Here is a 13,024-nt window from a genome sequence, read left to right as displayed (position 1 = left end):
CGCACCGGAAAATAAAGCAACTCATGCCTGAACCGTTTGCCCTCCATTTCGTCCACCCCCTTGCAGTCCGCCGCAACTTTGAACAGTCTGTGCCTGTACGGGGGCGAGGCTAAATGCGCGGCGAAGTTCTTCACTATGACGAGGCCCAGGGTTTCGGCTTCATCACCGGGGCGGACGGCAACCGCTACACCTTCGCGCGCGAGGATCTGCGCCGTGATACCGTGATCGCGAACGGCGCTGTGGTCGAGTTTCTGCCGGCAAGCGGTCAGGCGCGCGACGTTTTTTCAATCCGCGCCCAGCCCGCCAGTCCCGCCACCGCTGCGCCAGCGGCAAGCGCCGCGCCGCCCAAGGCGGCTGTCGCTTCAGCCGCGCCACAGCATTTCGGCCGCCTGGCGGAAGACGGCGCGGTTCGCGATAGCGGACTGCCGGGTTATTTCTGGCGAGGCGTGACGCGCAACTACATCAACTTCGCCGAACGCGCCCGCCGCAAGGAATTTTGGGGCTACTGCCTGTTCTGGACCGTCAGCTTCATCCTGGTCGGAATTGCCGGCGCCCTCGCCGACCAGGCCGTCGGCAATTTCGATGCCGGCAACTGGCCGATTGTGATGATCGGCGTCTGGGGGCTGTTTTGGCTAGCGACGTTCCTGCCCTGGGTCGGGCTCGTCGTGCGCCGCTTGCACGACATCGGCCTGACCGGCTGGCTGGCAATACCTTACTTCGCAATCACCTTCATGTTCGCTCCGGCCACGCTGATCCTCGCCCTGATCCTCGGATTGATCCCGACTCAGGACCACGAAAACCAGTGGGGGCCGGTGCCTGGAGGAGGCGGAGCCTAGACCGCACCAGAAATGAACTGCCGGCTGTTTGCGGACAGCCGCGATTTAACAATGGCTTAGGTCGCAGCCAGGAAGGCAGCTGCTGTTTTGACCGGACGAACAAAATATTTCTCTTGCCGTTTAGTCTGCGCACAGATAATCTGTGCACTCATCAAATCGACGATCGAAAACGGATGATGGAGCCAAGACAAATGTGGACCAACGAGTACACCGCAATTTCCCCCCTTTCGGCGCAGGCCATCTGGAACGCGCTCAAGGCGCTGCACGAAGGCCGCCTCACCTACGAAGGGTCCGATACGTTCGTGCTGCACGGCCCGTTCGCCAAGGGCACCCGCGTCTCTGTAACGCCCGTCGGGCAGGACACCTTCGAATCGACGATCGTCGATCTTGTCGACACTGTGACGTATGCCGACGAGACCTCGTTCGGCGACACGAAACTGCTGTTCAGGCATACGCTGACGCCGGTCGAGGGTGGCACTCAAGTGACTCATCGCCTCGAGATTTCCGGCCCATCGGCCGCCGAGGTCGGACCAGAGCTCGGGCCGCAGATCAGCGGCGATTTCGACACTTCGATGGCCAAACTGTTCGAGCAGGCAAGGGTGTTGGCGAACGGTGGCTGATCGGGGGGATCTGAACACGCGCTTCAGCGGACCATCCGAGAGCCCCGGCTTGCTGCTCTGGCGAACCACCATGCGCTGGCAGCGCGTCATGACGGCGGCGCTGGCCCCGCTTGACCTTACCCATGTCCAGTTCGTGCTGCTGGCTTCGGCGATGTGGCTCGGCCGCTATGGCGAGCCGCCCAACCAGGTGCAGCTCGCCGCCCAGGCCGGCACCGAGGTGAAGATGACATCGGACGTCGTCGCCCGGCTCGAGGCAAAGGGACTGATTGTGCGGGACACCAACCCGCGGGATTCCCGCGCCAAGGTGATCCGCGTCTCCACGACGGGGACGGCCGCAGTCCAGCGCGCTATCGTCGCCGTCGAAGCCGCCGACGCTGCTTTTTTCTCAGCCGTGGATGAGGCGCAACTCGTCGGCCTGCTGAAACGGCTGGCCGGCGAGATCCGCTGAGTCGGCCGCTAAGCCAGGAACTTGGCGATGATGGCATCGCCCATTGCGACAGTGCCGACTTCGGTCATGCCCTCGGACATAATATCCTTCGTCCGCAGCCCGTCGTCGAGCACGGCGGCTATGGCGCCTTCGAGCTTGTCGGCCTCATCGACCATGCCGAAGGAGTAGCGCAGGCACATGGCAAACGACGCGATCATGGCGATCGGGTTGGCGATGCCCTGTCCCGCAATGTCGGGCGCCGAGCCATGCACCGGCTCGTACAGCGCCTTGCGCTTCCTGGTCTTCACATCGGGCGCGCCGAGCGAGGCCGACGGCAGCATGCCGATCGATCCGGTCAGCATGGCGGCGATGTCGGACAGCATGTCGCCGAACAGATTGTCGGTGACGATGACGTCGAACTGCTTTGGCCAGCGCACCAGCTGCATGCCGCCGGCATCGGCCAGCATGTGGTCGAGCTTGACGTCAGCATATCTGGCTGCGTGGGTCTGGGTGACGACCTCGTTCCACAGCACCCCGGATTTCATCACGTTGCGCTTTTCCATCGATGTCACGTGGTTCTTGCGCGTGCGCGCCAGCTCAAAAGCGACGCCGGAAATGCGCTCGATCTCGAACGTGTCGTAGACCTGCGTGTCGATGCCGCGCTTCTGGCCGTTGCCGAGATCGATGATCTGCTTCGGCTCGCCGAAATAGACTCCGCCGGTAAGCTCGCGCACGATCAATATGTCGAGGCCCTCGACGACTTCCTGCTTCAGCGAGGACGACGCGGCCAGCGCCGGATAGCAGATGGCGGGCCGGAGATTGGCGAACAGCTCCATATCCTTGCGCAGCCGTAGCAACCCGGCCTCGGGACGCACCTCGTAAGGCACCTTGTCCCATTTCGGCCCGCCGACGGCGCCGAACAGCACGGCGTCCGCAGCCATCGCCTTTGCCATGTCGCCATCCGAAATCGCCGCGCCATGCGCGTCGTAGGCACAGCCGCCGACCAAGCCTTCATCAGTGGCAAAACCGCTGCCGAGCTTTGCGTTCATGGCCGCGATCAGCTTCTTCACCTCGGCCATCGCCTCGGGGCCGATGCCGTCGCCGGCGAGCAGGAGAAGATTTTTCGAAGCCATGGAGAACCGTCCGATGCTGTTTGGAGAAACCGCGGCCTTGCTAAACGCCAAGAGCTTGCGGCGCAAGGGGATGAAGAACGCTACGACGGCGCCCGCCTCTCAAGACCTGGGTTCCTCGCCGTGGCCAGAGGCGGGGGAGAGGAACAAATCACTTGTGGGACAAAATATTCACCAACCGGCCGAACGGATCGCGCACATAAAACCGCCGTACGCCCCACGGCTCGTCGGCCGGACCGTATTCGACGGCAAAGCCGGCGGCCTTCATGCCTTGCAGCGCCGCATCGACATCGTCGACCTCGATGGAGAGGTCCGGCACCGGCGTGCCGGAGCCGCCCTGGGCCATGAAGCTGATCTGCACCTGCATCCGTTCGTCGGACCCGTAGGTGACGATCCAGCCCTGATCCATCAGCACATCGAGGCCAAGCACGTCCTGATAGAAGCGTTTCGCCGCCGCCGCGTCCTGCGTCCCGATATTGGCTACGATGCGCCGGACCGTCATGGCTTTGGCCTCCTCAAGCCGTGCGCCGCAGCGCCGTGACTTCGATCTCGATCTTCATTTCCGGCTTGTTGAGCTGGCACACGATCATCGTCGCCGCCGGCCTGATCTCGCCGAAAGCCTCGCCGAGGATGGGGAAGACGACGTCCACGATGGCCCGGTCTGTGATGTAGTAATGCGCCCGCACCACATCGGCCATGTCGAAGCCGCCATCCCTCAGCGCCTCCGCGATGGTCGCCAGGCAATTGCGCGTCTGCGCCTCCACCGTTTCCGGCATGGTCATCGTCGCATAGTCGTAGCCGGTCGTTCCCGACACGAAGCACCAGTCGCCCTGCACCACCGCGCGCGAATAGCCGGCGGTTTTTTCGAAGGGCGAACCGGTGGAGATGAGTGTGCGCATGGAGCCTCGCTGTGGTTTCGGACACTTTGCAGGAAAGGACCGGCCAGGCCATGGGCCAAGTCAGGTGCAAATCTTGGTCGTCGGCGGGACAGCACCCCCCTCTGGCCTGCCGGCCATCTCCCCCTCAAGGGGGGAGATTAGCAGTTCGGACGCCTTTCTCGCTTTCCACATTTGCGATTGGCGAAAGCCAGAGTGACGTCTGATCTCCCCCCTTGAGCGGGAGATGCCCGGCAGGGCAGAGGGGGGTGTGACGGATCGCGACGGAACAAGCATGAACACCGATTGTTCGCCGCGCTGCCGCGAACTCTAGTTCCCCGACTCCTGCGCCTTGTCCATTGCTTCCTTCACATCCGCAGGCCAGGTCTTCACGTCAGGCCACGCCTGCGGCTCGCCATTGTCGCCGCGCCGGGCGAAGTAGAGCGTGTGCTTGGCCGGGTCGACCGCCATGAAACCGTCATTGCTGCCGCATGCGTGCGGCACGCAGCCGGTGGCGTAGAAGGCGCCCGACGCCGTCTTTTCGGTGCCGCCGCCGACCAGCAGGCTGGTCGCCATGTCGGGCATGGTGTCGCCGAGTAGCGTCTGCGCCGCCTTGTAGACGGCCTCATTGTGGAAGGCGTCGATGATGTTCTGGTATTTGGCCGGATCGACGTCCTTCCAGTCCGTACCCGGCTCCGGCGCGTAGGTCAGGTCGCCCGAGATCGTCAGCCCGTCGCTGGGCGACCATTGCAGCGCTTGCTTCGTATCGCCCGGCAACAGATACGGCACGAAAAAGATGGCGTTGTCGGCCACCGCCGCCGGCGGCGCGCCGCATTCGTCCTGTTCGACCTTGAGGCTTTGTATCTCGCCGCCTTCCGGCTTCCAGACGATGACCTTGGCCGGGCCGCACTGGTTGCCGCCGTCGCCGACATCGACCAGCGCCACGTCGACGCCGCCGACCTTGACTGTTCTGTCGAAGAACACGTCGTAATTGCTGGCCAGCTGCTTGCCGTCATAGGCCAGCACCTTTTCGCCATCCTGCTCCGGCTGGGTGATGGTCAGCTGCCCGCCCTCGAACGGGACCGGCCCCTGGCTGTCATCGTCCGCCAGGGCCGCATTGCTCGACGCGCCCGGATCGGCGGCGGACGGATCTTCTGCCGGCACGAGGACCGTGTCGGTCTGTGCTTGCGCGCCGGCCACCGGCATCAGCATCCACGCCAGCGCGCAGGCGCCGGCAAGAAGAAAACGTGTCATGACTGTCCCCTCCGTTCAGCCGCCACGAACCCGGCTTTGTGGCGGCCGGGCCATCTCGTACCACTCAGGCCCAAGGACGCTCGGCAGCGTTCTTCTTCTCGAACGAGGCGATGGCGCCGGCCTTCTCCATGGTCAGGCCGATATCGTCGAGACCGTTCAGCAGGCAGTGGCGCTTGAAGTCGTCGAGGTCGAAGGTGACCACGCCGCCGTCGGGGCCGCGGATTTCCTTGGCCTCGAGGTCGACCGACACCGTCGCATTGGAGCCGCGCGAGGCGTCGTCCATCAGCTTCTCCAGGTCTTCGGGGCTGACGGTGATCGGCAGGATTCCGTTCTTGAAGCAGTTGTTGTAGAAAATGTCGGCGAACGACGTCGAGATGACGCAGCGAATGCCGAAATCGAGCAGCGCCCACGGCGCGTGTTCGCGGCTCGAACCGCAGCCGAAATTGTCGCCGGCGACCAGGATCTGCGCCTTGCGGTAGGCTGGCTTGTTGAGCACGAAGTCGGGGTTTTCCGAGCCATCGTCCTTGTAGCGCATTTCGGCGAACAGGCCGCTGCCGAGCCCGGTGCGCTTGATCGTCTTGAGATAATCCTTGGGGATGATCATGTCGGTGTCGACATTGACGATCGGCATCGGTGCGGCGACGCCGGTGAGCTTGGTGAATTTTTCCATGGCTTTTGCCCGTTCTTGATCGAATTCGTTGCGTCAGGGTTTGCTGCGCCCGGTTTACACAAAGCCGCCGGCAAATAAAAGGCAACTGTTGGTGCGCGGCCCGATCGAAAGATCGGCGGCAAACGTCTTTAAAACCGGCCGCCGCTGGTGCACCTTGCGCCCATGACCACACAATCGAATATTATCTATGCCAGTGAGCCTGAGCTCGACGTCGCTGAATTCCGCCGCGTGCTGGTCGAATCCACGCTCGGCGAAACACGCCCCGTCGATGACGACGCCCGGCTGCAAGCGATGCTTTCAGGCGCGAACCTGGTGCTCACGGCGCGGCTCGACATCGAAGGCAGGCCGCTGATCGGCGTTATCAGGGCCATCACCGATTTTTCCTGGGTGTGCTACGTCTCAGAGCTCGCCGTGTCGCAATCGGCGCAAGGCGTCGGCATCGGCAAGGGCCTGATGGACGAGGCCCGCCGGCAGCTTGGGCCTTCGGTCGCCATCAGCCTGATCTCGATGCCCGACGCCGTCGGCTTCTACGAGCGTATCGGCATGAAGCGCATGGCCGACGCGTTCTGGTTCTCCCGCGAGGGCTGACGCCGCATCGGGCGCAATTGCCGACCGGGTTGGGCAGTCAAGGCGGGCAAGGTTATCGGGCAATGCGGAACGGTGTTCAGGACCCTGCTGAGCAACGCCTCCTTGCCGCCCTTGACCCGCGCTTCATCCGGTCCACATCCCCAGCATGGGAAATCGCCGATCTCTCATAGGCACCGCCGGCTGGGGAATTCCGTCTCGATACAAGGCTGAGTTTCCGCAGTCCGGTTCGCATCTCGAACGTTACGGAAAACGCTTTCCGGTCGTCGAGATCGACACCTCGTTCTACAAGCCGCACCGCCGCGAGACCTATGAGCGCTGGGCTCACGCCGTGCCGGAGCACTTCCGCTTCGCGGTCAAGGCACCGAAGAGCATGACCCATGAGCATCGCCTCGCCGATTGCGAGGGGCTGACGGAGGACTTTCTCGGGCAGGTCGAAGGTCTCGGCGAAAAGCTGAGCGTGCTTCTGGTGCAGCTGCCGCCGAGCTTGCCCTTCGAGCCGGAGGTCGCCGGCGGTTTCTTCGACATGTTGGGCAAGCGTATCCGGGCAAGGCTGGCATGCGAGCCGCGCCATCCCACCTGGTTCAGTGCCGAGACGGACGCACTGCTGGCCGGTCACCAGGTCGCCCGGGTCGCCGCCGACCCGGCTTCGGTTCCGGAGGCAGCAGGGCCGGGTGGCTGGCCCGGCCTTGCCTATTTCCGCTGGCACGGCGCGCCGCGCATCTACTATTCGGGTTACGATACCGAAACGCTCGACCGGTTTGCGCGGCAAGTGGAAGCAACGGCCGCTTCCGGTGCCGAGGTCTGGGGGATTTTCGACAACACGGCCGCCGGGCATGCACTGGGGAACGCGATGGCTGTCAGTGCGATGGTTGCTTAGACGCTCGCGGGACAGCACCCCCTCTGGCCTGCCGGCCATCTCCCCCGCAAGGGGGGAGATCAGATGCCGCGACCGCTTCGCCAATCGCCGACGTTGCAAGAATGGCGCCTTCGCCGAAGCTGCCAATCTCCCCCCTTGCGGGGGAGATGCCCGGCAGGGCAGAGGGGTGGGCGGGAACTCGACAGTGAGCTTTTGCCGCCTCAAATCACATTCAATTCCCGGAACGCCCTTCCTTCGGCCACTCTGGCGTACCCAAACGCCGAGCAATCCACCGTCCGATACCCGCCATGCACCAACAACTCCGCCAGCGCCTTGCCGACCGCCGGCGCCTGCTGCAGGCCGTGGCCGGAAAATCCGTTGGCAAAGATGAAATTGCCGACCTCGGGATGCGGCCCGATCACCGCGTTCTGGTCGAGCGTGTTGTAGTCGTAGTGGCCGGCCCAGGCGCGTGTCGGCTTGATCGCCTCGAAGGCGGGGATGCGGGTGGCCAGCACCGGCCAGATCACCTCTTCGAACAGCGGCCAGTCGACCTCGAAATCGGCTGGATCGGCGGGACCGTCGCCCTCTTCCGGCTCGGCGCCGCCGGTGAGATAGACCGAGCCTTCCGGCCTGACATAGATGCCGGAGGGATCGACCAGCAGCGGCATGTCGGCGTATTTTTCCCGCGCCTCGAAGACGAAAACGTTGCGCTTGCGCGGCTCGACGGGCAGCACGAGTCCCGCCATGCCGGCCACCTTGCCGGCATTCGGCCCGGCGGCATTGACGACGATGCCGGCTTGCAGTCTTTCGCCATTGTCGAGGTCCATGCCGGTGACGCGGTTGCCCTGCCTTTCGATGCCGGTGACGTCGGCGGCGATGAAATCGATTTGTCTGTCGCGCAGCGCCTTGCGGAACAGCGTCAGCATCGCATGAGCGTCGAACCAGCCCTCGCCGCTGCGGCCGAAGGCGCCGGCGCTGATGCCTTCCGTCGACAGCCACGAAAAGCGCTTTGCCAGCTGGTCGGCATCCTCGAGCAGAATGTCGGCGCCCTCGGCGACCTGCGCCTCGTGGTTGGCTTTCAGGATCGGCAACCCGGCCTCGCCGGCCAGGATGAGATAGCCGCCCTCGCGAAAGCCGATATCGGCATCGGCGCCGAAGGTCTCCTTCAGCCGCCGGAACAGGTTTAGCGTGAACTGCGACAGCCGGATGTTTTCCGGGATCGAGAATTGCTGACGGATCGAGGCCATGGACAGCGTCGTTGCCGCATGGGCGAATTGCGGATCGCGTTCGATCAGCGCAATCGAGCCGGTAAAGCCTTCCTCGCGCAGATAATAGGCGACAGAGGAGCCGACGATGGCCCCGCCGATGATGACAATGTCGTAGCGCACGTTTTCTCCGATCCGGCCGCCGGTATGCTTCACGCCGCCGGCACAATGATCTCGAAGCGCGTGCCGCGTCCGGAGTCAACCAGCGCGATCGTGCCATCATGCGCTTTCAGGAGGGCCAGCACGATGCCGAGGCCCATGCCGGTGCCGCCGGACTCACGGCGCGTGGTGAAGAACGGCTCGAAAATGCGGGCCCTGTTGCTCGGCGAAATACCGGCGCCGTCATCGCTGACCGCAACGGTCGCCTTGCCGTCGGCGGTGGCCGCAGAGAGAAGAACCTGGGTGGCTCCGTGCCTGGCCGAATTGTCGATCAGATTGGCAAGCACGATCGCCGCATTCTCGGCTGATATCCGCAGGCCGATTTCGCCACCCGCCTCAATGTTGACCGCCAGCCGGCCATCGACCGGAAGCAGCGCCAGCGCTGCATCGAGCGATGTGCTTTCGCCGCTCGGCGCCAGATTTTCGGCGCGCGCCAGGTCGAGCAGGCGACGCACCAGCAGATTGAGCCGGCCGGCGTCATTGACGATGTTGCCGGAGAACCGCTTGCGCTCGGCGGCATCCATCGCCTCGCCGGAATCGCGCAGCAGCTCGGCCGCGCCCTGGATCGCCGTCAGCGGCGATTTGAGCTCGTGCGAGACATGGGTGGCAAAAGTCTGGATGCTGTCGGAGCGCGCTTGCAGCTTTTCGGCCATGTCGAGAAAGGCGGCGGACAGCTCCGCCATTTCGCGCGTGCCGTGATGGTCGAGCGGCCGGATCGCGTCGCGGTCGCCGGCGGCGATGCGCCTGGTGCGCTCCATCAGCGCGTAGATCGGCCGGCTGACGGTGCGCAGGAAGACCAGCGCGATCAGCAGCGTGCCGAACAGCATGGCAATGGCCGCCAGCGTCACCTTGCCGCGTTCGCCATAGAGATGTTTGACGATGTTGTTCGGCGTCCGGGAGAGATAGATCACGCCGGCGACGTGGCCAGCGACCGCAATCGGCATGGCGACGAAGACACGAACTTTCGTGCCGCGGCTGACCGAATAGAGCGGCGGCGGCGGCTGATCGGGGATTCGTTGCCTCAATGCGCTGGCATAGCGGCCGGCAAGGGCCTCGCGCACCTCCTCGACATTGGCCAGGGATAGTCCGACCTCGTCGCGCCCGGCAATGACGACGCCCTTGGGATCGAGCAGCCGGAAGCCGGCCAGCGTGGTTTTTTGCGTCGTGTCGAGAATGCCGGACAGTCGCGCGCCGATGGCCGTGAAGGCTGGATCGGTGGCGGCGGCAATGCCGGCGGGCCGGGTCGGCAGCAGATAGTCGGAAGCGAGATCGAGGCTCGGCTCGATCGGCTGGTAAGGCGAGTCGTCGCCGCGGCTGGCATCGCCGCTGTCAGCCTGCATCGGCACCCCTAGCTTCTCCGGGGCAATGGCGGCGTCACTGATATTCTGTGCATAGATGGCGGCGATGACGGCGCCTTGCGCGATCAACTCGCCCTCGGTCTGGCGGATCAGCTGGTTTTCATAAAGCCGGAAGAAGAACAGGCCGACCAGCGGCAGCGCCAGCACCATGATGAGGATGGCGAGAACCACCGTGGCCAGCCTTGGCCGCCATTTGGTGCCGATCCATTTGGCGTCGCTCAGGCGCCGCATCGGCCGAGCCGGAAACCAACGCCATGCACGGTTTCGATGGCGTCGAGACAGCCCGCCGCCGCCAGCTTGGCGCGGATGTTGCGGATGTGGCTATCGACGGTACGGTCGGCGACATGGATGTTGGCGGCATAGGCGCTGGCGACCACCAGGTCGCGGCCCAGCACATGCGCCGGCCGCGCCAGAAATCCTTTCAGGATCGAGAATTCGATCGCCGTCAGCGCCAGCGCCTTGCCGTCGAAACTGGCGCCGTGGCTGGCCGGCACCAGGCTGAGCTTGCCATGCGCAAAGTTCTTGTCATCGGCGGGGTCCGGCGCCACCGGGCGGGCGCGGCGCAGGATGACGTTGACGCGCGCCACCAGCTCGCGCGGGCTGAACGGTTTCGTCACATAGTCGTCGCCGCCCATTTCGAGCCCGAGGATGCGATCGATCTCCTCGTCTCGCGCCGACAGGAACAGTATCGGCACATCGGAGCGCTGCCTCAGCCGCCGGCAGACTTCCAGCCCGTCCATCTCCGGCATGCCGATATCGAGCACGACGAGGTCGGGCTCGCGGCCTTCGATCGCCTGCAGGGCGGCTGCGCCGTCAGCGACGGCCTGCGTCTTCATCCCGGCCCTCTCCAGCGCAAAGCAGATGATCTCGCGAATGTGCGGATCGTCGTCGGCGACCAGGATCTGATGCGGCATGGATCTAACGGTCCGGCACTGAAGGTTGCGAGGGCTGGGTAGGTGGAGGAAGCACGAGCGGACCTCTCTTGTCGAGAACCTGCAGGAGCCTCCAGCCGCGAAAGCTCCAGGCGCGCCACTGCTTCTGCTCGGCGATAGTGTCGTCGATCATCATTTGGTCGGCCAGACAGGTGGTTTGGTTTCCGAATTGGTGCATGTAGAGGCGGTCCAGCGCCGGCATGGCGGCAGCGCCAAGCGAGCGCAGATATTCGGTATCGATAGGCGTGCCGTCGCCGGTCATTTCAAGGGAATGGTCGACATTGAAGTTGGCGATCGCTGCGGCGAAGTTGATGAAGCAGCAGGCATAAAGCGTCGCAGATAACGTCGCAAGATTGGCGGAGAGCAGCCATTCGTTGGATTTTCCAAGCGCGATGCGGGCAATGATCAGTACAAGCCCTGACGCCACCAACCCCATCCAGACGAAGGCGGCGATGCGCCAGTAGGTCAGTGCATAGACGCCGATATAGAGATCGAGCCTGAGAATCGACGAGATGACCAGCACGATGTTCTGTGCCACCCAGGCATAGACCAGCCGGCGGATCAGCGGATCGCCTGAGGTTTCGCTGCCCGGCCGCAGCGCCGCCAGCACGAAGCCGGCGGCCAGCAGCGCGGTGGCGATCAGCGGATACGCGCCGCGATGGGCATAGGCGGCATAGCTCAACCCGTCGGGAAGGGCGACCCCGCCCCAGAGATAGGCGGCGTCGAGCCCGGTCTGCAGCGCAAACAGGGCATTGAAGACGATCAGCGCGCGCAAGATCGCGGCCTTGCCGAAGACGACGGCCTCGATCGTTGTCGCTGGTTTAGTCGCGGCCGGTGCGGCCACAGCTGCAGGCGGCGTCAAAGGTGGAAGGCGGCGTGGAAGGCGGCGCGGGAAACGCGGCAGGCGAGGCCGCAGGAAAGCCCAGACGCCGGCGAGCACGAACAGCCAGAAGACGATCCGCGCCAGTTGGATGAGATCGAGCAGCTTCATCAGGTCGATCAGCGACAGCCAGTATTCGATGACCGGATTGGCGGCGCCGAACAAGAACAGGAACACCGCGCCCAGCGTCACCGGCATGACCCAGACGATGATGGACGCCAGGTGGATGCGGCGGCCGCCAAGCCGGCGCACCGTGCGGCGCCATTGGAAAAAGTCACGGATAAGGCGCAGCGGCGCCGCCAGCAGGAACAGCGCGACCTGGCCGGCAATGCGGGCGATGCCGTGCCGCAGCCGCCCGGACAGGGACAGCGCAAACACCACCAGCGCCACGACAGCTATCGCCACCGACAGCGGGCTGACGTTCTCGGCCAGCGGCAGCAGCGCGACGAACAAAGCGGCCGGCTTGAGCCAGGGTCGGGTGGAATTCAGCGCGGCAGGATGCACAGCGACCACCGCGCCGGCGATCAGGATGGCAAACAGCAGCACCGTGATCCCGGCGGGCTGGCCGTAAAAGAAAAAATCCGCCAGCGCCACGAGCAGGACGGCGATGCCGAAGCGGCTGGAAAAGCTTGCAAACGATGTCATGCGCGGATTTTCCTGATGGGCTGGGTCCGCTCGGCCGGTGGGCGGATAAAAGGGAGCAGGCTCGCTTCCAGGTAAGGGCGGGCCTCCGGGGCGGATCGACCAACCACCAGCTTTCGCTGCGCAGGCGATAGGGCAAGGACCAAAGGTGAGCGTTTCGCTGTTGCATGCCGCTGTTGTCGCGGGCTCGCATGGAAACGGCGGGGCGGAGCGGAGGAGGTTTTCCGCAGGGATGTGCAGTTTTCGTGCAGGACCTGCGCTTACGGCCGGGGCGCTCCCCCCATCTTTCCGGACGTTGGCGCTGTCCCAGCCAGGCTCCTTTCCTCTCCCTCCGGAGGGGGGAGAGGTGGCTCGGCGAAGCCGAGACGGAGTGGGGGAACCACCTGGCAGTCGCCGCGAACGGACATCGGAAGGGCATTCGGTGCAAACATCGCCTCGCCTTGCGCCCCAAGGGTCGACATCCACTCCGTCGACCCCCACTCCGTCCCGCATCCCTCGACACCACTACCCCCAACGACCGGGGCGGGATCAT

At 64.5% G+C, this 13,024-nt stretch carries 14 protein-coding genes; 5 read left to right on the top strand and 9 right to left on the bottom strand.

The annotated features are described in order from the left end of the window. The first annotated feature begins 113 nt into the window (after positions 1-113). The 3 genes from NKI15_RS29775 to NKI15_RS29765 all read left to right on the top strand — a co-directional run bounded on the left by NKI15_RS29775 (position 114) and on the right by NKI15_RS29765 (position 1,904). The gene (locus NKI15_RS29775) at positions 114-836 is read left to right on the top strand and encodes a DUF805 domain-containing protein (RefSeq protein WP_352514907.1); all 723 of its coding nucleotides are present in this window, start codon (positions 114-116) and stop codon (positions 834-836) included. Between the two features lie 191 nt (positions 837-1,027). Next, positions 1,028-1,456: an SRPBCC family protein gene (locus NKI15_RS29770; RefSeq protein ID WP_023694553.1), complete on the top strand. Its 429-nt coding sequence runs from the start codon at positions 1,028-1,030 to the stop codon at positions 1,454-1,456. Between the two features lie 49 nt (positions 1,457-1,505). Then, complete coding sequence (locus NKI15_RS29765) at positions 1,506-1,904, top strand: MarR family winged helix-turn-helix transcriptional regulator (RefSeq protein WP_245259985.1); 399 nt, start codon at positions 1,506-1,508, stop codon at positions 1,902-1,904. Positions 1,905-1,912: 8 nt separating this feature from the next. Here the strand turns inward: NKI15_RS29765 and leuB are convergent, their stop codons facing one another. From leuB to leuD, 5 genes are all read right to left on the bottom strand, one after another. Continuing rightward, on the bottom strand, positions 1,913-3,016 hold the full coding sequence (gene leuB, locus NKI15_RS29760; RefSeq protein WP_023706813.1) for a 3-isopropylmalate dehydrogenase: 1,104 nt from the start codon (positions 3,014-3,016) through the stop codon (positions 1,913-1,915). A 148-nt stretch (positions 3,017-3,164) separates the two neighbouring features. Next, positions 3,165-3,515 carry a VOC family protein gene (locus NKI15_RS29755; RefSeq protein ID WP_023671691.1) on the bottom strand — a complete coding sequence of 117 codons (351 nt, stop codon included), beginning with the start codon at positions 3,513-3,515 and terminating at the stop codon, positions 3,165-3,167. Positions 3,516-3,528: 13 nt separating this feature from the next. Beyond that, positions 3,529-3,912: a RidA family protein gene (locus NKI15_RS29750; protein ID WP_023683820.1), complete on the bottom strand. Its 384-nt coding sequence runs from the start codon at positions 3,910-3,912 to the stop codon at positions 3,529-3,531. A gap of 306 nt (positions 3,913-4,218) precedes the next feature. After that, on the bottom strand, positions 4,219-5,142 hold the full coding sequence (locus NKI15_RS29745; RefSeq protein WP_023694555.1) for an Ivy family c-type lysozyme inhibitor: 924 nt from the start codon (positions 5,140-5,142) through the stop codon (positions 4,219-4,221). 64 nt (positions 5,143-5,206) lie between these two features. Next, on the bottom strand, positions 5,207-5,812 hold the full coding sequence (gene leuD / locus NKI15_RS29740) for a 3-isopropylmalate dehydratase small subunit (RefSeq protein WP_023694556.1): 606 nt from the start codon (positions 5,810-5,812) through the stop codon (positions 5,207-5,209). 162 nt (positions 5,813-5,974) lie between these two features. Between leuD and NKI15_RS29735 the strand changes: the two genes are divergently transcribed. After that, a complete protein-coding gene (locus NKI15_RS29735; protein WP_023694557.1) occupies positions 5,975-6,400 on the top strand; it encodes a GNAT family N-acetyltransferase in 426 nt (141 codons plus the stop codon). A gap of 145 nt (positions 6,401-6,545) precedes the next feature. Then, positions 6,546-7,277, top strand: a complete 732-nt coding sequence (locus NKI15_RS29730) for a DUF72 domain-containing protein (RefSeq protein ID WP_023694558.1) — start codon at positions 6,546-6,548, stop codon at positions 7,275-7,277. A 200-nt stretch (positions 7,278-7,477) separates the two neighbouring features. Here NKI15_RS29730 and NKI15_RS29725 read toward each other — a convergent pair whose 3' ends face one another. The 4 genes from NKI15_RS29725 to NKI15_RS29710 are packed head-to-tail and all read right to left on the bottom strand — an operon-like array spanning position 7,478 to position 12,495. Further along, entirely contained in the window at positions 7,478-8,644 is a 1,167-nt protein-coding gene (locus NKI15_RS29725) for an NAD(P)/FAD-dependent oxidoreductase (protein WP_023736743.1), read from the bottom strand. A 29-nt stretch (positions 8,645-8,673) separates the two neighbouring features. Further along, on the bottom strand, positions 8,674-10,269 hold the full coding sequence (locus tag NKI15_RS29720) for a sensor histidine kinase (RefSeq protein WP_023694560.1): 1,596 nt from the start codon (positions 10,267-10,269) through the stop codon (positions 8,674-8,676). After that, a complete protein-coding gene (locus NKI15_RS29715; RefSeq protein ID WP_023694561.1) occupies positions 10,257-10,952 on the bottom strand; it encodes a response regulator transcription factor in 696 nt (231 codons plus the stop codon). Before NKI15_RS29715 ends, NKI15_RS29720 begins: the two co-directional genes overlap by 13 nt. Before the next feature lie 4 nt (positions 10,953-10,956). Beyond that, positions 10,957-12,495: a DUF4153 domain-containing protein gene (locus NKI15_RS29710; protein WP_352887833.1), complete on the bottom strand. Its 1,539-nt coding sequence runs from the start codon at positions 12,493-12,495 to the stop codon at positions 10,957-10,959. Positions 12,496-13,024: the final 529 nt, after the last annotated feature.

The sequence above is a fragment of the Mesorhizobium sp. M0862 genome, from assembly GCF_040319795.1.
GTDB lineage: Bacteria > Pseudomonadota > Alphaproteobacteria > Rhizobiales > Rhizobiaceae > Mesorhizobium.
This window is presented reverse-complemented; position numbering and strand designations above follow the sequence as displayed.